The sequence below is a fragment of the Pseudomonas sp. XS1P51 genome (assembly GCF_054897845.1).
This window is the reverse complement of record NZ_CM142707.1, coordinates 368,994-387,718: the sequence shown is the minus strand read 5'-3', so window position 1 is coordinate 387,718 and position 18,725 is coordinate 368,994. Positions and strand designations below refer to the sequence as shown.

At 56.6% G+C, this 18,725-nt stretch carries 19 protein-coding genes and 2 pseudogenes; 3 read left to right on the top strand and 18 right to left on the bottom strand.

The genetic code is table 11. The features are described 5' to 3' along the window. Positions 1–34: 34 nt before the first annotated feature. From ACYZUD_RS01910 to oxdA, 8 genes are all read right to left on the bottom strand, one after another. A complete protein-coding gene (locus tag ACYZUD_RS01910; protein ID WP_462022340.1) occupies positions 35–712 on the bottom strand; it encodes an energy-coupling factor ABC transporter permease in 678 nt (225 codons plus the stop codon). 72 nt (positions 713–784) lie between these two features. Beyond that, entirely contained in the window at positions 785–1,225 is a 441-nt protein-coding gene (locus ACYZUD_RS01905; protein WP_462022339.1) for a nitrile hydratase accessory protein, read from the bottom strand. Next, positions 1,222–1,875 carry a nitrile hydratase subunit beta gene (gene nthB, locus ACYZUD_RS01900; protein ID WP_462022338.1) on the bottom strand — a complete coding sequence of 218 codons (654 nt, stop codon included), beginning with the start codon at positions 1,873–1,875 and terminating at the stop codon, positions 1,222–1,224. The genes ACYZUD_RS01905 and nthB overlap by 4 nt, the downstream gene beginning before the upstream one ends. A gap of 20 nt (positions 1,876–1,895) precedes the next feature. After that, positions 1,896–2,522: a nitrile hydratase subunit alpha gene (gene nthA, locus ACYZUD_RS01895; RefSeq protein ID WP_065950764.1), complete on the bottom strand. Its 627-nt coding sequence runs from the start codon at positions 2,520–2,522 to the stop codon at positions 1,896–1,898. Positions 2,523–2,710: 188 nt separating this feature from the next. Continuing rightward, entirely contained in the window at positions 2,711–4,225 is a 1,515-nt protein-coding gene (locus tag ACYZUD_RS01890) for an amidase (RefSeq protein ID WP_462022337.1), read from the bottom strand. A 565-nt stretch (positions 4,226–4,790) separates the two neighbouring features. Beyond that, on the bottom strand, positions 4,791–5,315 hold the full coding sequence (locus ACYZUD_RS01885; protein ID WP_462022336.1) for a group I truncated hemoglobin: 525 nt from the start codon (positions 5,313–5,315) through the stop codon (positions 4,791–4,793). Positions 5,316–5,479: 164 nt separating this feature from the next. Further along, a complete protein-coding gene (locus tag ACYZUD_RS01880) occupies positions 5,480–6,346 on the bottom strand; it encodes a transporter (RefSeq protein ID WP_462022335.1) in 867 nt (288 codons plus the stop codon). A gap of 86 nt (positions 6,347–6,432) precedes the next feature. Further along, entirely contained in the window at positions 6,433–7,488 is a 1,056-nt protein-coding gene (gene oxdA, locus ACYZUD_RS01875) for an aliphatic aldoxime dehydratase (protein ID WP_462022334.1), read from the bottom strand. A gap of 588 nt (positions 7,489–8,076) precedes the next feature. Here oxdA and ACYZUD_RS01870 point away from each other — a divergent pair. Beyond that, positions 8,077–9,012 carry a helix-turn-helix domain-containing protein gene (locus ACYZUD_RS01870; RefSeq protein WP_462025166.1) on the top strand — a complete coding sequence of 312 codons (936 nt, stop codon included), beginning with the start codon at positions 8,077–8,079 and terminating at the stop codon, positions 9,010–9,012. Between the two features lie 371 nt (positions 9,013–9,383). On the opposite strand, the gene ACYZUD_RS01865 is transcribed toward ACYZUD_RS01870, so the two are convergent. The 9 genes and pseudogenes from ACYZUD_RS01865 to ACYZUD_RS01825 all read right to left on the bottom strand — a co-directional run bounded on the left by ACYZUD_RS01865 (position 9,384) and on the right by ACYZUD_RS01825 (position 15,450). Continuing rightward, positions 9,384–9,527 (bottom strand): hypothetical protein, encoded by a 144-nt coding sequence (locus ACYZUD_RS01865; protein WP_462025165.1) that lies wholly within the window; start codon positions 9,525–9,527, stop codon positions 9,384–9,386. Positions 9,528–9,542: 15 nt separating this feature from the next. Continuing rightward, positions 9,543–10,796 (bottom strand): organoarsenical effux MFS transporter ArsJ, encoded by a 1,254-nt coding sequence (gene arsJ, locus ACYZUD_RS01860; protein ID WP_462022333.1) that lies wholly within the window; start codon positions 10,794–10,796, stop codon positions 9,543–9,545. A 9-nt stretch (positions 10,797–10,805) separates the two neighbouring features. After that, positions 10,806–11,810, bottom strand: coding sequence for an ArsJ-associated glyceraldehyde-3-phosphate dehydrogenase (locus tag ACYZUD_RS01855; RefSeq protein ID WP_462022332.1), 1,005 nt, complete (start codon positions 11,808–11,810; stop codon positions 10,806–10,808). A 23-nt stretch (positions 11,811–11,833) separates the two neighbouring features. Next, positions 11,834–12,346, bottom strand: a complete 513-nt coding sequence (locus ACYZUD_RS01850; RefSeq protein ID WP_462022331.1) for a cyclin-dependent kinase inhibitor 3 family protein — start codon at positions 12,344–12,346, stop codon at positions 11,834–11,836. Between the two features lie 12 nt (positions 12,347–12,358). Further along, a complete protein-coding gene (arsH, locus tag ACYZUD_RS01845; protein WP_462022330.1) occupies positions 12,359–13,075 on the bottom strand; it encodes an arsenical resistance protein ArsH in 717 nt (238 codons plus the stop codon). After that, positions 13,068–14,141 carry an ACR3 family arsenite efflux transporter gene (gene arsB, locus ACYZUD_RS01840; protein WP_462022329.1) on the bottom strand — a complete coding sequence of 358 codons (1,074 nt, stop codon included), beginning with the start codon at positions 14,139–14,141 and terminating at the stop codon, positions 13,068–13,070. The genes arsH and arsB overlap by 8 nt, the downstream gene beginning before the upstream one ends. 17 nt (positions 14,142–14,158) lie before the next feature. Further along, entirely contained in the window at positions 14,159–14,629 is a 471-nt protein-coding gene (locus ACYZUD_RS01835; protein ID WP_462022328.1) for an arsenate reductase ArsC, read from the bottom strand. 36 nt (positions 14,630–14,665) lie between these two features. Beyond that, the gene (locus ACYZUD_RS01830; protein WP_030131004.1) at positions 14,666–15,028 is read right to left on the bottom strand and encodes a metalloregulator ArsR/SmtB family transcription factor; all 363 of its coding nucleotides are present in this window, start codon (positions 15,026–15,028) and stop codon (positions 14,666–14,668) included. A gap of 9 nt (positions 15,029–15,037) precedes the next feature. Further along, positions 15,038–15,450: pseudogene (locus ACYZUD_RS01825) on the bottom strand (arsenate reductase ArsC). Between the two features lie 653 nt (positions 15,451–16,103). Between ACYZUD_RS01825 and ACYZUD_RS01820 the strand changes: the two are divergent. Then, a pseudogene (locus ACYZUD_RS01820) lies at positions 16,104–16,340 on the top strand (IS5/IS1182 family transposase); the annotation flags it as partial. A gap of 226 nt (positions 16,341–16,566) precedes the next feature. Continuing rightward, entirely contained in the window at positions 16,567–17,100 is a 534-nt protein-coding gene (locus ACYZUD_RS01815; protein ID WP_274610189.1) for a phosphate-starvation-inducible PsiE family protein, read from the top strand. Between the two features lie 229 nt (positions 17,101–17,329). Here the strand turns inward: ACYZUD_RS01815 and ACYZUD_RS01810 are convergent. Continuing rightward, positions 17,330–18,492, bottom strand: a protein-coding gene (locus tag ACYZUD_RS01810; RefSeq protein ID WP_462022327.1) for an IS3 family transposase whose coding sequence is annotated in 2 segments (ribosomal slippage) — positions 17,330–18,237 and positions 18,237–18,492 — 1,164 coding nt in all. Because the reading frame shifts where the segments join, the coding sequence is not laid out codon by codon here. Between the last annotated feature and the right edge of the window lie 233 nt (positions 18,493–18,725).

The following is an 18,725-nucleotide window of genomic DNA, read 5'->3' as shown; positions in this document are numbered from 1 at the left end:
GGGGACACCTGAACCTAGACCGACTCGTGCCGTCTCAGGCGACCTGGTACAGACGGCGTTCGACCAGCGTGCTGCCACGCAGGCCGCGTGCTGCCTTCGCGCCCGCGAGCACGGCCAGATCCAGCAGCGGTTCGAGGATGACAACGGTCATGTAGGCGCTGCCGAAGGTAAGGACTGACAGTGCGTTCTCTGCCGTGAAGCCCTTCCCGTAGAAGGCCCAGAAGGCAACCCAAGCGACGATGCCAGACTGGAAAACAGTGGACAGGCCTAGTGCCTGGCGATAGCTCAGATCCACATAGGGCGTGTCTGGCGCGATGATACGCCGCGCCAGGGCAGCAACTGCCAACAGCGGTACCAAAAGGGTGGTGACGTTCATGCCGTACTGCGGAAGGTCGAATTGAGCGAAGAACAAACCCTGGATCAGCAGCCCCAGAGCGAGACCTGCCGCCGCGGGCGCGGCGCCGAACAACAGGAACAACGTCGAGCCGAGTATGAGATGCACCTCGGAAACGCCGACCAGTTGGTGCGGTAGTAGCTGAAAGAAGCCAAACACCAGCGATGTGGCGGCGGCGGTGCGAGCTACCAGCGAGACGGCACCTCGTTCGCCAATGGCGTCCGCGGCGAGTTTGACGGTGTAGGTGCCGACGCTTGCGGCGGTAACATAGCTCAGCCAGAGTTTTCCGGCTTCCACCAGGCCAGGTTCGATATGCATGACGATGACTCCTTGGCCGCCTCGGCGGCTTGTTAGGGGAAAAATAGAGACAACAAAGAAATTGCTCCGACCTCAGCAGGCGGCTCGACTGATCGCTACGGGCTCGCGATGCGGCAGATGCTCATGGGTGTGCCCGTGGGCCGGCGGGCAGCTTGCATTGACCAGTGCCACCGGTTGTCCATGGGGGGTATTCAGGTAAGCCTGCCGCCATTCCTCGACCCGCTGTGCGATGTCTTCCATACCGGCCAGGCCGAGTGTGGTGACCATTCTTTCCATCGCCGTGATCCATTGCCGGTAGTAGGCGTCATTGACGCTTTCTCCGGGTTGCGCCGGTGCAGCCTTGATCTCTTCGCTGAACACCTGCACCCAGTCCTTCCAGGGGAACAGGCCGGCTTGGTGCAAGTGCACCAGCAGGGAAAAAGCCTGGGCCTGCCAAGGCTTGTCGAATACCGGGCCTTCATCGTCGAGAGGGAGACCGACGGTTTTGTAGTCGTGGTGCATGCTCGTGTTCATACGGCCTCCAGGTAGTTGTCCCACAGGTCAATGCACACACTGTCCGGCCGCGCGACTCCCCACAGTTCTTCAGCGCTGAAGCGCACGGCATAGACCTGCTGCGGCTGTTCGCCCAACCCGTGGGCCATCGTGTCCGGGGTGGCGAACGCTCCATGTGCAATCACGATTGTGCCAACCTTACCGCGCGCGTAGCGTGGCAGTCGGGTGTGGTTGGTAGGATTTAGGTTCTTCGTCCGCACCCGGTCACCGACTCGGAACTGACCGGGGATATCTTCTTTTGCCCGCGAGGAGGCGCCGCCGAGCACTACGGCCTCGACGATGTCCGGTGTTAACACCGTGACAGGCTGTGTCGGTGGGCTCGGTTTGGCCGTGCCCTGCAGTTCGGCGGCGCTGATGACGCCCTTTTCCGTCAGCAGGGTTTCGAAGGCGTGCAGCCAGTGCTCGTAGTAGCTCGCCTGCAGGTATTCGGCCGGTTCCATGCGTTCAATGGCGTGGCGGAATTCGTCGACGTTGAAGTACCCGCCGACGAAAAGTGAGGCGAAGAGCGGAAAAACTCTGCGCTCCCAGTCATGATGGAAGATAGGTTCGTGCTCTTCCGTGAGCACTGGGCCGAAGCCATGCATACCGCCCAGGTCGTGTATACCGTTCATAGGTTTTCTCCTTCTCAGATTCAGACCACGTCATCCGGCTTCTTAGGCAGGCCGGTGCCGATCATGGAGTCGCGAGTCACGAGTTCGATCAGTTGTTCCTCGCTCCAGCCGTCAGTACCCGCCGGACGTTCCGGTAGTACCAGATAGCGCAGCTCAGCGCTGCTGTCCCAGACGCGAACTTCCTTGTCATCGGGAATCGTCAGACCGAACTCGGCCAGCACGCTGCGCGGGTCGATGACTATTCGTGAGCGATAAGGCGCAGACTTGTACCAGACTGGTGGCAGACCCAGGGTCGGCCAGGGGTAGCAGGAGCACAGTGTGCACACCGTCACGTTGTGCACGGCCTGGCTGTTCTCCACTACCACCATGTCTTCGCCCTGAACACCGGAAAAGCCCAACTCGGCGATGGCTGCGGTGCCATCTTCCAGCAGCCGATGTTTGTACACGGGATCGAACCAGGCCTTCGCTATCACTTGGGCGCCGTTGCGCGGGCCGACCTTGTGTTGGTAGGTGTCCACCAGCGCGTCCATGGCCATGGAGTCGACCAACCCCTTTTCCGTCAGCAGGGATTCGAGCGCCTTGACGCGCAGCTCGATGGCCTCCGGAGGCTCAGTGTGATCGTGATGATGTTCGTGTGTGTGGCTCATGTCTTTGCCCCCTATAGAAGTTGATGAAATCGCCACCAGCATTACTCACCGGTGAAGATCCGTTCGCCACGCGTCGAAATGGATACTTGGGATAAAGGTGTACTCATCGGTTGTTTCCTCATCTGCCTATACGGATGAACAGCAAACGTTCGACGCGCGACGTTTTGTGAGTCTGCGGTGGAGCAGGCTTACAGCGTCTGCCAATCGACAGAAGCCTCGAATGCGGCTGCCGCTTGATAGAGGGTGCCTTCGGCATAATGCTTGCCGACCAACATCAGACCCACTGGCAGCCCGTCCACCAGGCCACAAGGGATCGACATGGCCGGGTGACCCGTAATGTCTTGAGCGGCAGTGTTGCCGAGCATCTCCAGCGCCCGGGAGACGTTCTCGGTGATCGAGCAACCCGGTTCAGGCAGCGGCTGGGCGATGATCGGTACCGTCGGCATGACCAGCAGGTCGTAGGTGTCCAGCGCCTTGTCATAACCGGCTCGGGCAACGCGTGCGATGTTCTGCGCCTTGGCGTAGTAACGGCCGTTGTAACGCTCCAGACCAAACTGGCCGACGAACATGCAGAGCTTGAGCGACGGGGACAATGCATCCGCCTGATTGCGCCAGCCGGCCTGTTTGTCCAGTAGCCTAACGTCGTACAGCCCCTTCCAGTTAAAGCCTGCGCCATTGCCGTGCATCATCTGCATGGTCAGGCCTTCGCAACCGATAGGGCTCCACAGCGATCCCGCCAAGTTGTGTTCGGGAACGGATACTTCCTCGACGACGGCACCCAATGCCTCGAATTTTGCGATGGCGCCGCGTACTTTCTCTGCGACGCGTGGGTCCTGGTTGGCGAGTTGAAAGCCTTCCAGCAGGATCCCGATCTTGAGTCCGCTTACGCCTCGCTCCAGATAGTCACTATAGCTGTCGACTTTAGGCGCAGCCTGGCGTGGATCGAGTCCATCCGCTCCGGCCATGACTTCGAGCATGAGTGCGTTATCACGTACGTTGCTTGTCATGGGGCCGACGTGATCGAAAGTGGCTTCAATCGCCATGACACCGGTGTAAGGCACTAAACCCCAGGTGGGCTTCATGCCATAAATGCCGCACCACGCTGCAGGAATACGGGCAGAGCCACCCTGGTCGCCGCCAATGGCCAAATCAACCTCGCCTGTGGCCACCAGCGCCGCGCTGCCGGAGGATGAACCGCCCGTTGCGAAACCATGGCGCAAAGGGTGGTGCACGGGAGCTGGGTCTGAGGTATGGCTACCACCGGAGAGGCAGTAGTGTTCACAGGTGGCTTTACCAAGGATAGTTGCTCCGGCGTCCAGCAAGCGCGTCACCACGGTGGCGTCAAACGAGGGTACGAAACCCTCCAGTGGCGCGGCGCCGTTCATCATTGGGACACCGGCTAGAGAGATATTGTCTTTGAGCGCGACGGTCTTGCCGACCAACTTGCCTGAACTGGCACCCATCACCTCGGTCTTGTAGTACCAGGCGTTTAGCGGGTTTTCCGTGCCTGAAGGGCGATGAACAGGACCGCGCTCGTAGCGCACTGGAGGGGTAAAATCGGGTAACTCGTCGACCAGGTCGTACGCCTCAAAACTTGACTGCATGAGTGCCAGATATTCGCTGGCCTGTTCGGGTGTCAGCTGAATGTGCAGGCGACTGGCGAGATCCAGCAGTTGTTCGAGAGTCGGGCGGGTGATGGCCATGGTGTGTCCTGTTTCCTGTTCCGGCCCGTAGGGGCTGGCAAATGTCTGTTTAAAAGTCTCGCCGGGAAATCCTGGCGTGGCGTCTGCTGTCGGCGGGCCGTGACCGGGGCCTGTTCCTAAGCTATCTCCAGTGACTGAGCGGTGCTTGGTTGAGGAGGACAGTCACTTGGTTGAGAGGGACTGGGTTGCCCCAGTTTGTATCGCTGCTTATTAGCCGATCCGGGGTTGAGGCTACCTCTCAGGCGTTGCATACAAAATGAGCTGAGCGAACTGGCGCGGCATTACGTTGGGCCTGGCTCGGCGGTGCTTTCTGAGCGAGATCGGGAGACGATCAACTGCTGTACTTAAGGATGGCGCGGGGAATGACGATGTTCGAGGTTGGGGGATTGAGCGCGTCACACTTAGGCCAGCGGCAGCAAACACGAGGCACCGTCTTGGGAGTATGTCTGGCGGATTGAGGCGTAGTTACACCAAGATAGTCTTAAACTGCCAGAGCGAGCCCTGGCAGCGCGGTATATAAAGTGATGCGCCCCATTGTAAGGGGAGGACTCAAGACCGCAGACTCTCAGTTTTCGGACTTAGGCGTTGTTTCTTCCTGAGATGACTTCCCGCGTTTCGGCCAGATAACTCCAACGCTTTTCATTCCTTTGGCTGGGTCCATTTCAGGGTGTGCGAGTACGACGTCTCGATAGGAGGGGCTACCAATCACGGCCGGTTTGAACTTGATGAGAAAGTCATTGACCTCTTTGCGCAGATCCGGTGCCAGCTCGTAGTCGTTGTAGCATTCCTCGAGACAATCGAGCACGGCTTGCCAGTGCACCTCGGTAAGACCCATTCCGCGATGCGCGGTGACCATGTCTCTACCCCTGTATTTGGCGCTGCCACCCCAGTGTTCAGAAAGGAAATCGACAAAATTGATGTGTTCCTTCTGGAACGTTGATTCGGACATATGGGCCCAGATGTGGCCGATGGCAGGATGTCCCATTGTTTTTCTCAAAACTGCGCCTGCGAACTGATAAATAACGTCATAGCCCCCCAAACGCGTGTAGAGGGAGGGCTGTTGTTCTATGGATGGTTGCTGGTCGGTCATGGTGCGGTTTCTCCGTTTCGGGTGGGGGCAATCTCATTAGCTCAATGTCGTGTTCGGCACGGTTGATACGGGTTGCGAAGGCTTACAACGGATCCAAGTTAGATCCGCCGTCGAGCGCACGCTTGGCTGGTAAGGACAACCGTTTGGTCTAGACGGACAGGGGGTTAGAAAACCCGTGCGTACCGCAGGTTCATGCGAAAGTCCTCCTTGGCGCCGTTCTCCACCGAAAGGTCACGACCAAGTTGCAACTGGATTTGGTCCTTGGCGGTGAAGAACTTGGTGGCGGTGACGCGGAAGTTGGTGGTTTCCATCTTGTCGTTTTGGTTGACACCGGCGACCTGGGTTTCGCCGCTCCAGTTGTGGCCGAAGCCGATGGCTAGCGCAGTGGTCTGGTCGGGCATGTAGCGGCCCATTAATTGGGCGCCATAGGAAACGTCCTGTTCCTTGCGGGCGGAGCTGGCGCCGAAGTCATCGTTGTCTCCGTACCAGATGGCGTCACCTACGAGGTCGATGGCCCACTTGTCCGAGAAGTGCTTGATGTAAGCGGCCTGGAGATCAACCTTCCAACGGTTCTCGCCAAGGTTGAGCGCGTCGTCCTTGTCATAGTTGCCAGTAGGCACGTAGAGGTAAGCGGTGGCACCGAGGGTGTCCTTTGCATCGTTGAGACGGTACTTGAGCGGCGCTGTGAGAATGAGGTCGCCGATGCCGTTGGTGTCACCTAAGGCGGAAGCGTCACCACCGCCTGAGACATGTCCGAAGGGCAACAGGAATTGTGGCTCGATGGTGAGTCGTTCGCTCAACTGGTAAATGTGCAGCAGACGCAGAATGCCGACGTCGGAAGTCAGGTTGAAATCTGAACTGGTTTTGCGGCCCTGGGAGTAGGCATTGTCCGTGGTGGAGTGCTGGTAGTAGAGCACGCCAAGGGTCGCGCCAACGGGGAGTTGCTCGTAGTCGCCAGGTGACACCTCGACAGCGTGGGAGGAAAGGCTGGGGAGGAGTGCTGCAAGCAACAGGTAGCGGAACTGTTTCATGATCGAAGATCCTTTTTTTGGCAAAAAGAGCCCCGCTGGCGCCGTTAGGCGACGCGCAGGGCTAAAAGTGGAGCCAGCGATGGGTGTTAGGTAGGCGAGACTTGCGCGTCGCGCATCATTCCGGTCTGCGGGTGGCAGTTGAGGTACTCGAACAACTGCTGGCTGCCATCCGATACCGATACCTCGTGGTACAGTCGCAGCTTCGAAAGGCCTCCGATCACGCGGAAGAACGTGGTGAAAATACGTAGGTGAGTGGGGTGGGATTCGGCCCAGCGCTCCAGTTTATCGAGTGAACGCCAGTGACCGATGTCATAGGCGATGTCGAGCAAATTGCCGTCTAGGTCGATGTTGCGGACGAAGCGGTTGCTGTAGCAACCCAGTGCTTGCCCCTCGTCGCGCAGGAAGTCCATGCCGTCCTGCAGTGGCGGCAGCATCTCGTTGAAATACAGCGCGCGTTCTTCCTCGCCAGCTTCGACCCAGTCTTGTCCGGAGCGGATCAGCGTCAGATTGTCGTGACCACGCACCACGACCCTGCCGCCCTTGGCGGGGTCGCCAGAAAGCACTTGTAATTCGCTGGTCGGCTGCATCCAGTCGGTCTGTGAGACCGCAAAGCGGTCGCGTGCCGAGCCCCAGTAGCCGTGCTCCTCGACTTCGCCGCTGATGCCGTCCATGACGGCACCGATGCCAGGCAAATCTTCCTTGAAGGCATACAGCGTCTCGAACTGCTCGGCGCGCGGCGCGATGACCTCTCGGAAATACCCCAGTCCCTCGTTCAGGCGCGCGTCATCACTCCACCAGTCGGCCACCGGCGGCGAGCGTAGCCACTGGCAATAGGCAACTGGATCACGCCAGTAGCCAACGACGATGAAATTTCCGTAACCCTGATTGTCGAGGTGGTAGGTCATGTCGTGGTTCCCCGGGCCATTGGCGAGGGCGAAGCTGGACACAATGTGGCGCATGGTCTCTAGAGCGGCGGTGCGCTGTTCTTCGCGAAATTGCACGCCGAGGTAGGCCATCACAACTTGCTGAACGCTTTCGTCAGCGCGGCCGACAAACATCGGGAAGGGGGGCTGGTAGTCGTCGTGAACCCGGCGGGACAGTGTCCGGGGACATTTGAGGTGTTTATCGATTGCAGATTCCATGGGGGCTCCGTTATTGCCGTCTCAGGCGGACGGTTAGTGGTTCAACATCCCAGTGGGTGTTGTCATTTTTTTGCTGGAACAAATCTTTTGGCGTTGCAGCACCAGCGCCCCTAGCTCCAGTAGGTAAGTGGCAAACTCTTCAGGTGCTATGTCCCACCGCTGCAAATACCAGAATGAGTCGGACAGTCGTTGCTGTTCTTGTGGATGCATGGGCCACCTCATCATTTGCGTTTGGAGGAACACGGTGTGGAGTAAAAGTTATCTAGGGGCGATGAGATGCGCTTGGCTCGAATGGACAACCGTTTGGTTAGGAAGGACAGCCACAAAAAGGACTGGGAACTCTGATGTGCAGTTATGGTGCGGGGTGCTGCGACGAGGAGCATGTTTGTCTCAAGATATGGCACCGGGATCGCTTTGGCGTATTAGGAGGATCTGCCTAAGCAGCTCTCTAGCTCGGGCGTGTAAGGTATTGGCCAGTGGTCTGTACACCCACAGTCGCAAGTAAGGAGAAGGATGGCCTGCTTATTGCTGAGCTCGCAGGCAACCGGTACTACCGCCGTTTTGTTTAACCGCAGCGAGGTGAAAGTGATGAGCCAGACCAGTCAGTACTCGACCCTAGCGGTCACCGCGCCACGTCGTTTTGAGTACTGGAAAGAAGTGGTCTGTCATCACTGTCTGGAGGCAGACAGCAAACCGTTGGCGCAGAGTGATTTTGATGGTGCACTGGAGGTTCACAGCATGGGGGCGTTGGACATCTGCACGTTGTCCGCCCCTCTGCACTATTGGGAGAGGTCCGCCCAGCACCTGCGCAATGATCCCAACGATGATCTGTGGCTGGGTTTCACTCGGCGTGGTTATGGTGAACTGGAACAGGGAGAGCGTAAGGCAAAGCTGGTGGGGGACAGTTTGTTTCTTTATGACGCATCTCAGGCATTCCGTTTCAGTCTGGGGGGGGGCGAAAACCATCTGGTGCGCATTCCACGGCAGTTGCTTAGCCAGCGATTGCCAAATATAGCGGAGTGCACCGCGGTGGTCCTCGATGATCGTCGCCCAGGGGTGACCCCGTTACGGGAGATGTTACGTCAAGCAGCGAGCCCCACTTCTAGCCTCCAAGATACGGGAATATCCAGCCGTTACTCCAACATGCTGCTTGAGCTGCTAGTGATTAGCCTGGAACTCCAGGACTTGAAGAACACGCACGACGAGCTGGATCTGTATGGGCGGATCATGAATTATATCCATCAGTATCTGACCGAGCCGGACCTATCGCTTGAGCGCATTGCTCAAGCCCATCATGTCTCTACTCGGACCGTCACGCGCGCTTTCGCCAGGTATCAGAAATCTCCGGTCGCGGAGATATGGAAGGAAAGGCTGCTTGCCAGTCGGGATGCCCTTGAACGAGGTCAGGTGCGTAGTATTTCCCAAGCGGCACTAGATTTCGGTTTCTCTGATTTTTCCCATTTCAGCCATGCGTTTCGCAAGGCATTCGGTTGTGCTCCCCATACGCTTTTGCGCCGAGATTGAAACAGACAGCATTCACCAAGCCTGAAGCCAATCCTTGAAGCCATAGGATCAACACCGAGGGATGGAGGAATGCGCTCTTCGTGCAAATATTCAATGGGGCGCTTTTAGCCCTTGGATGTGCTTTGGGTAGAAACAACCACCAATCAACCCTGACTTATTATATCGACCACGCCTGCTGCGCGGACTGCCAGGTCAGGAGGGCAGCCTGAGAGCCTCGTCGGCAACCACCGCGGCACACCTTCCGACCTCCTTGGCTCTGAGCGCTTGGATGGCCACGTTCAGCCAGAAGATTAGTTGGGTAGAGGCAGTGGCTATTCAGATCTGAGCTGCACAGCTTATGTGACAGACACGCCTTGAGGGGCTGGACTTGGTCAGCAGGCTAATTTCACCATCGCTATTTTTATTTTTTTAATGGAAACAATCGTCCCTCTGCCCTCCTCTACCCGAAATGAAAACGACACTCGGTCTCTAGCCGTCAGCCCTGTCAGTTGATCTTCTCTCACGGAAAGGGCCATGGCCATCGGCGGCCATCATGCGTATGGGTCATTCTTCCCGACGTTGTTAAGTAGCGACGCAGAATGCCTGGGCAGGCCTATGGAGATTAAGGCTGCGAGCAGTACGAACGCGCTCGAAATCCACAAGCACGCCCCCAGCCCATACACCTGATAAATCCAGCCGGAAAGCACTGTGCCGATCAACCGTCCCATAGCGTTCGACATGTAATAAAAACCCACATCCAGCGACACGCCATCTTCCTTGGCGTAGGACACGATCAAGTAGCTGTGCAGCGACGAATTCACCGCGAACAGCGCGCCAAAGACCATTAAACCGCCGAGCAGCACCGTCTGCTGCGACAAACCAGTGTTCAGCCCGAGAGCGATCGCCGCAGGCAAGCCTGCCAGTGCAAGTGCCCACAGAAATGCAGCGCGGCCATCAGGGACATGTCCACGTTTCTTGCCAGTGATGCGCGGAGCAAACGATTGCACGATGCCGTAGCCGATCACCCAGGCAGCAAGGAAGCCGCCAACCTCCCAGAAGTCCCAGCCGAACACGCTGCTCAGGTACACCGGCAAGGCCACCACAAACCAGACATCGCGGGCGCCGAACAGGAACATTCGGGCCGCTGAGAGGATATTGATCGCCCGGCTCTTGGACAGGATGTCGCGAAATTTTGGCTTGGCTTTGGCCTTGCCGAGGTCCTTCTTCAACAGGATCAAGCTGCTGATCCAGATCAGCGCCAGGACACCCGCCATGGCCAGCAACGCGCCTTTGAAGCCGATGAGTGCCAACAAGGCTCCACCCAGAAAGAAGCCGACACCCTTGAGTGCGTTCTTCGAGCCAGTGAGGATGGCTATCCATTGGTAAAGTTTGCCCTGCTGCCCATCAGGAACCAGAAGTTTGATGGAGCTTTTGGCACTCATCTTGTTCAGGTCTTTGGCAATTCCTGATAGAGCCTGAGCGCCCATCACCCAGGGGATGGATAACCAGGCCGCAGGCACCGTCAGCATCAGCAGCGCCGCAACCTGGAGGCCCAACCCGATGTTCATGGTTCGGTTCAGACCCAGCCGAGCACCGAGGTAGCCACCCACCAGATTGGTGATAACGCCAAAGAGTTCGTAGAACAGAAACAATGCCGCGATTTGAAGTGGGCTGTAGCCCAATGCGTGAAAGTGCAGCACCACCAACATGCGCAAAGCACCGTCAGTGAGGGTGAAGGCCCAGTAGTTGCCCGTCACGAGCAGATACTGCCGCACTTCCGGCGCGAGGGCTGACAACGTTTTCATGACCGCTCCTTAGACCGCTAGACCGACCATTTTGGCCAGCTCGACGGTGCGGTTGGCATAGCCCCATTCGTTGTCGTACCAGGCATAGAGTTTGACCTGGGTGCCGTTGATGACCATGGTCGACTGCGCATCGATGATCGATGAGCGCGGATCGGTGCGGTAGTCGATGGACACCAGTGGACGCTCCTCGAAACCGAGTATGTCTTTCAGCTCATTCTCGGAAGCGTCCTTGAGGAACTGATTTACCTCTTCGACAGTGGTGGCTCGCTCGACCTCGAAGACACAGTCGGTCAGCGAAGCGTTGGCCAGCGGTACGCGTACGGCGTGCCCATTCAGGCGCCCACGCAGCTCCGGGAAGATTTCGGCAATGGCGGTGGCCGATCCGGTACTGGTTGGAATCAGGCTCATGCCTGAAGCACGCGCACGCCGCAGATCCTTGTGCGGCTGATCGAGAATGCTCTGTGTGTTGGTCAGGTCGTGAATAGTAGTGATCGAGCCGTGACGAATACCCAGCTTTTCGTGGATCACTTTGACTACTGGAGCGAGGCAATTGGTGGTGCATGACGCCGCCGTGACGATGCGATGCTCAGCCGGTTTGAACAGCTGATGGTTGACGCCCATGACGACGTTCAGCGCGCCTTTTTCCTTCACCGGAGCGCAGACCACCACACGCTTCACGCCCTGGTCGAGGTAAGCCTGAAGCACAGCGACGGTTTTCATCTTGCCGCTGGCCTCAATCACCAGATCGCAACCCGACCAGTCGGTGTCGGCAATCGCTTTGTTCGCGGTCACTTTGATGCGCTTGCCGCCAATCACCACCTGATCGCCTTCTGCACTGGCTTCGTTGTGCCAACGACCATGCACAGAGTCGAAGTTGATCAGGTGTGCATGGGTTACTGCATCGCCTGCCGGATCGTTGATCTGGACGAATTCAAACTCCGGCCAGCTCCAGGCGGCTCGCAGCGCGAGGCGACCGATCCGACCAAAACCATTGATGCCAACTTTGATAGTCATGTTGTTGTGCTCTGTATCTGTTGTCAGTGGGAGTTGGACTGGGTGTCGAACTGGCCGATGTATTCAATGTGGGCAGGATGCTGAATGGCGCGCGGCCGCAGCGACTGAACATCGCGGATGGCATCGCTGAATGGCACACCGCTCTCAATCAATAGCTGAGCGGCGACCAAACCCGTACGACCTGAGCCGCCCTTGCAATGGATGGCGATGGTTTTCCCTTCGGTCAGCAATTGCTTGAGACGCGGATGGTGATGCTCCCAGGCGGCTTTGAATGCTTCGCCAGGCGCTTGATCATCTTCGACGGGCAGGTGAAACCACTCGATGCCGAGCATTTGGCACTCTTCGGGCAACAGGTCGATCTCGTTCTGAAGCAACTCCTCGGTCGGCATCAGCGTCAGCAACGCCGATGCCCCTGCGTCCTTAAGGGTTTGCAACGCCTCGAAAGGCTTGGTGCCCTTCGTGCCTGGGCACGGGGTGAAGATCATTTGGCCACTGAACTGTGCCAGGGGCAGTACGGAATATGGGTGTTGTTGCACAGTGAAAAACCCTCAGATGGAACGCTGATTGACACGTTTCATAAGTTCTTCCGCCGACTCCTTGCGCTCGGAATAACGGTCGACCAGATAGTCCTGACGGTCGCGAAGCAGCAGCGTGAATTTCACCAACTCTTCCATCACATCAACGACACGGTCGTAGAACGGAGAAGGCTTCATCCGACCGTTGTCGTCGAATTCCATATAGGCCTTCGGCACCGAGGATTGGTTGGGGATGGTGAACATGCGCATCCAACGTCCCAGCACTCGCAGCTGATTAACCACGTTGAACGACTGCGAGCCACCGCACACCTGCATGACGGCGAGGGTTTTGCCCTGGGTCGGGCGTACCGCGCCCATCGCGAGTGGCACCCAGTCGATCTGAGCTTTGAACACCGCGCTCATGGAACCGTGACGTTCTGGAGAGCACCAGACCTGCCCCTCGGACCACAGCATCAGATCGCGCAGCTCCTTCACACGTGGATGATCGTCGGGGGCGTCATCTGGCAGCGGCAAGCCCGACGGATTGAAAATCCGCGCCTCGGCGCCGAAGTGCTCCAGCAATCGAGCGGCCTCCTCGACCAGCAGGCGACTGAAGGACCTCTCACGGGTCGATCCGTACAGCAGCAAAATGCGTGGCTTATGGATAGAGGTCTTCTCGATGCCCAGCTTGTCAGTCGATGGGAGATCGACCAGTTCGGTATCGAGTTGGGGGATGTGGTCATCAAACATAGTCTTTGTCCTGCGCAATGGCGCTCTTGGATTCATCGAACCAGCGGCGTTTCAGCCAAAGGGCCACACCGACCAGGGAAATCAGTACCGGTACTTCCACCAGCGGACCAATCACCGTGGCAAAGGCGACCGGGGAAGCCAGGCCAAAGGTGGCAATGGCCACGGCAATCGCCAGTTCGAAGTTGTTGCTTGCGGCTGTGAAAGCCAATGCGGTGGTGCGCGGGTAGTCAGCCTTGAGCAGCTTGCCCATCCAGAAACTGATGAAAAACATCACCACGAAGTAGATCGTCAGAGGGATCGCGATACGCAATACATCCAGCGGCAATTGCAGCACCACATCACCCTTGAGGCTGAACATGGCCACGATGGTCAACAACAGTGCCACGAGTGTCAGCGGGCTGATCTTTGGAATGAAGCGCTCCTGAAACCAAGCTTCACCTTTACGGGCAATGAGGATCCTGCGGGTCAGGAAGCCTGCCAGGAACGGCACCCCCAGGTAGATCAGGACGGACTCGGCAATGCTGACAAAGCTGGTCTCAATCACACTGCCTTCCAACCCAAACAGCGGCGGCAGCAGACCAAGGAAGACCCAGGCATACACACTGAAAAACAGGATCTGGAAGATGCTGTTGAACGCCACCAATCCGGCGACGTACTGATTGTTGCCACCCGCGATCTGACTCCAAACCAGCACCATCGCGATGCAACGCGCCAAGCCGATCAGGATCAGGCCAGTCATGTATTCCGGTTGGTCCCGAAGGAAGATGATCGCCAGTGCGAACATCAACACCGGGCCGATGACCCAGTTCTGGACCAAGGACAAAACGAGGATGCGCTTGTCCTTGAAGACTTCCGGCAGTTCCTCATAACGAACCTTGGCCAGAGGCGGATACATCATCACGATCAAGCCGATAGCGATGGGGACGTTGGTTGTGCCCACAGAAAGACTGTTGAGCCACTGCGGCCAGCCTTCGAACAGGCTCCCCAAACCGATGCCCAAGGCCATGGCGAGAAAAATCCACAGGGTCAGGTATCGGTCCAGGAAGGAAAGGCGGCTTTTACTCATGGTCATTGCTCCTGTGGTTACAGCGTGCCTATCAGGGCCAGCTCTGCCTTGAGCTGTTCGGCACTCAGTTGCGAAAGCGGTAATGCCAGGAAGGCTTCAATACGGGTTCTGATCTGCTCCAACGTGGCTTCAAAAGCCGCCTCGATCTCTTCTTGAGTCCCGAGGTATTCCGAAGGGTCAGCCAGCCCCCAGTGGGCCTTGGTGGCCGGCCCGAAAAATACCGGGCAGGCCTCACCCGCAGCCTTGTCGCACACCGTGATGACGAAATCAGGTGCCAAGTTCACGTGGACATCGCTGGACTTACTGAACAGCCCGAGCGTCGACATACCAGCGTTTTCCAAAGTCTTGAGACTCAGCGGATGCACTTCACCTTTGGGCTGACTGCCCGCGCTGTAGGCTTTCATGCCTTCCGGTGCCAAGTGATTGAAGACCGCTTCACAGAGGATGCTGCGACAGCTATTGGCAGTGCAGAGGAACAGGATTTTCATCGAGCGATCTCGTAGTCGAAGGCGGAATCAGGCGCTTTAGCTTTCACAGCAGGCCAGTGCCCGTTCAGGACGGTCGCCCATTTCATCAAGGCGTTTGGCGTCAGGGCTCAACCAATGCTTGTTGCTTTCGAGCACAGTGGTCAGTACTTGATGGACCCAATCTGGGAGATTCGGGTGCAGTCGGTAATACACCCATTGACCTTGCCGACGGTCCGACAACAGACCGCAACTGCGCAGCTGCGCGAGGTGTCTGGAGACTTTTGGCTGACTCTCATTCAACGCGCAGGTCAGTTCGCAAACGCAAAGCTCTCCTTCACGGGTGATGAGCATCATCGTGCGGACCCGAGTGTCGTCAGCCAGGCATTTGAAAACAGTGGTCGGTGTCAGATGGTCAGCCATATCGTTTTCTCAGTGTTTGTTTTTGACCAAGACGAACATCTTGATGCGCTCATGAATTTCGTGAAGTGTGTGACGGAAGGCATCGGGTTTGATGCTGGTGACCGGGTCCTCAAAACTCCAGGCCAATGCCTCACCGGCTCCAAGTAAAGACAGGCATTCCGCTGCGGCTTTATCACACAAGGTGATGACGTAATCGAAACGCTCACCACGGAACTCGTCTATCGACTTGCTACGTAATCCTTCAGTGCTCACACCGATGTGTGAAAGCGCCTCAAGGTGCGCGGATCTACCTGAGTCGGAGTTGTGCCGGCGCTGAACGCCTCGAAATGCTCTGAGTCGGTATGCCTCAGCAACGCTTGGGCCAACTGGGAGCGTGCGGAGTTGGCGGTACAGACGAACAGGACACGGGCTTTGCTGGTCATAGTGAAGCCTCAGCTCATATACGGCTTAACGAATATATGTTTTTCCGTATGCAAGGTAAAGAGCCAACCACACATTGATCCATCAAAACGATTGGACGCCGCCGACCACCTTAAATGAAAGCTCTGTATTACGGCGTTAATCAGGTAAATCGCCTTCCGTGCCTCTTCAAATATCTGCGGTGGTGTATATATGTTTTATGTAATGATCTGTCACTCACGCAGAAATAGGTCGCTCCTTGGTTCAAGGACTACCTAAGCATGCAGAAGACATAAGAAGATCGCCCCTAACCCGCCGTGGTCATCGAGGGCGGGGTCGGTGGCTGTTCACTAGGTTTTGCAACAACCCGGCGAGGTACGAGGTGCAGCCTCAAGGATTTTCTCTTCGGTGCCACAACAAGACGTCTGACTTGCCGAAGCCTTCAAGCGATTATCGACTTCATCGAAATCCGAGTTGCAAATGCCAGTTTCCGGGAGGACCAGCTCAACCCTTTTGGCCGCATCCCAATCGCCCGCCAATGCCGCGACAACAGACCGTACCTGCTCATACCCCGTCATCAACAAGAACGTTGGCGCTCGGCCATAGCTCTTCATTCCCACAATGAACAAGCCTTGCTCAGGATGGGCCAGCTCTATCGCGCCATGGGGTCTGACCGTACGGTACCGCGCCGATGCTGGCCTGGATGGTGAAAGAAAAAAACATCGAGCCGCATGTGCCAGTGTGGGACAAAACCGAGCGCAAGAACGACATCTTCTCGAGTAACAATTTCTACTGGAATGAAGAGGCTGAGGAATACCGCTGCCCGGCCGGCAACGCATTGCGTAGCGAATGGCGAGCCTTTAAGAACGAGCGTTCGCACGTCACAAAAGCCAACACCACGATTATGAAAAGCCTCTGAGACTAATTCAACCGCCAAAAAAAGGCCCTTGAAATTGATGTGGTGCAACCCATATTCGAGATCGGTCTGAGAGGAGGGGTGACCTGCCGATATACACTGTCCATGAGCATTTGCATGAGCACTCGAGGATTCCCCTGCAAGGATCGAGATTGTATCGTTCGCGATTCGACACCAGACTGCTTTTTTGCACTGCTCAGAGTGGTACCCAAAATCGTATCGGATGTGGAGACGAGTCGTGTCAAAGCTTCATTCTGAAAAGCGTGAGAGCAACTCGACGCTTAAAAATTTCAGGCTTCAGTGGGCACTGATGAGTGCATACGAGCGTTTCGAACAAGTGGTCGTTCTTGCGCTAAGTCTCATCATTGCGTCTGTAATCATAATGGCGTTGCTACAGCTCTGCCGAAGGGTGTTGCCGCTCCTAATTGATGGTGCGCTGGATCCTTTAGACCACAATGTTTTTCAGGCCCTTTTCGGCTCAATGTTCACCGTGCTCATTGCTCTTGAGTTCAAGCATTCAATTGTTCGTCCGGCTCTAAGGCGCGACAGCATCGTTCAAGTTCGGACGGTACTGTTGATAGCGTTGCTAGCGCTCAGTAGGAAGTTCGTCATTTTGGATTCAGCAACCACACCTGCGCTTACTATTGCCGCGTTAGGCTTCGCTACGTTGGTGCTCGGAGTCGTCTGCTGGCTATTGAGAGAACGTGAGGATGGGCGCAGCGAGGAAATGAGCACTCCCCCTCAAAATCATACCTGAGTGCTCGAGCCAATTCCGGAGCCGACGGTGCTCAGTAGTGACGGATGATATGAGCAAGCGATGACGCCGGCGTACCTCATCCTTTTTAAACTCATTAGGAGGACGGTGCTCAACCGATCACATATCGAAGATGCGTTCAATGGCGTTAGGAGGAACGAATGGAAAACTACCACATTACTAAGGCTGACAAGAACTGGACACTACTCAAGGAAGGGTCAATATGTAGTGGTCAACTAATCCCGGACACGACGTTAAGTTTTTTCTCAGCCTGAGCTGGCGCGAGCCCAGCGTTGAATTGATGGGGCCGAATCCAGTTGTACCGATGCATCAAAAAATGACTGATGTCGCGCTGGGCCTCTTGGGCCGTTCGGTAGCCCGTGGTTGGTATCCATTCGATTTTCAAACTCCGGAACACACGCTCCATCGGCGCATTGTCCCAGCAATTTCCCCGGCGACTCATGCTCTGGCGCATACGGTAACGCCACAGCCGCTGACGAAATAAACGACTCGCATACTGCGACCCTTGATCCGAGTGAAACAGCAGACCCTGAGGTCTTCCACGTAGCTCGTAGGCCATGTCCAGAGCCTTGATAACCAGCTCGGCGTCCGGCTTTTCCGACAATGCCCAGCCCACTATCCGACGCGCACAAAGATCCAGCACAACAGCCAGGTAGTGCCATTTGCCCTGGGCCCAGATGTAAGTAATGTCGCCGCACCAGACCTGATTGGGCGCTGGGACATCGAACTCCCGATTCAACGTATTCGGGATATCCAGACGTTCAACCGTCGCTCGTTTATAGGCGTGAGAACCAGGCTGTTTGCTGACGAGGTCAAGCTCACGCATCAAGCTGCGCACTTTGAACCGACCGAGTTGCTCACCATCGTCACGCATCAACGAGAGGATGCTACGGCTGCCGGCAGCACTGCGACTTTGTGAAAACAACTCGCTCACCCGGCTGCGCAACCGAAGTCGTTCGACATCCGGCGTTCGGCGCTTTAGGCGGTGGGCGTAGTAACTTGAGCGGTTGATTTCAAATACGTTGCATAGCCAATCAACCGGCTCATGGACGCTCAGCTGATTGATCAGCGCGTACGCTCGTGATCTTCCGACATCAAGAGCGCGGTAGCCTTTTTTAGGATGGATTTCTCTCGCTCAAGTCGAGCGATACGAGCTTCCAGTTCCTGGATTTTCTGTTGTTCTGGGGTCAGCGCTTTGCTCTGCGGGGTAACACCTTGGCGTTCCTTCTGGACTTGATCGACCCAACGTCGCAAGGCCGATTCGCCGACGCAGAGTGAACGACTGGCTTCGATGAAACTGTAGTTTTGCTTGAGCACGAGGTCGGCAGCCTCGCGTTTGAATTCAGCAGAAAAGGAACGGCGTTGTTTGGTCATCTGACACCTCGATCTGGCGAGCATTCTCGCCTAAATGGGTGTCCGGTTTCATTAGACCACTACAATAGCTGCCGTTGTCGACAGACTGCTATCGGCCGATTGTGTTGAAAAAGTCGGTCATGGTTTCCTCAGCAGAAAAGTACGCGTCTGAGATTGAAATCTTTACTTTTGGCAGAGGCTTCCGGACTCGGATTTCACATAGCAGCGTGCAAAAAAGGCGTTTTCACTAGTCA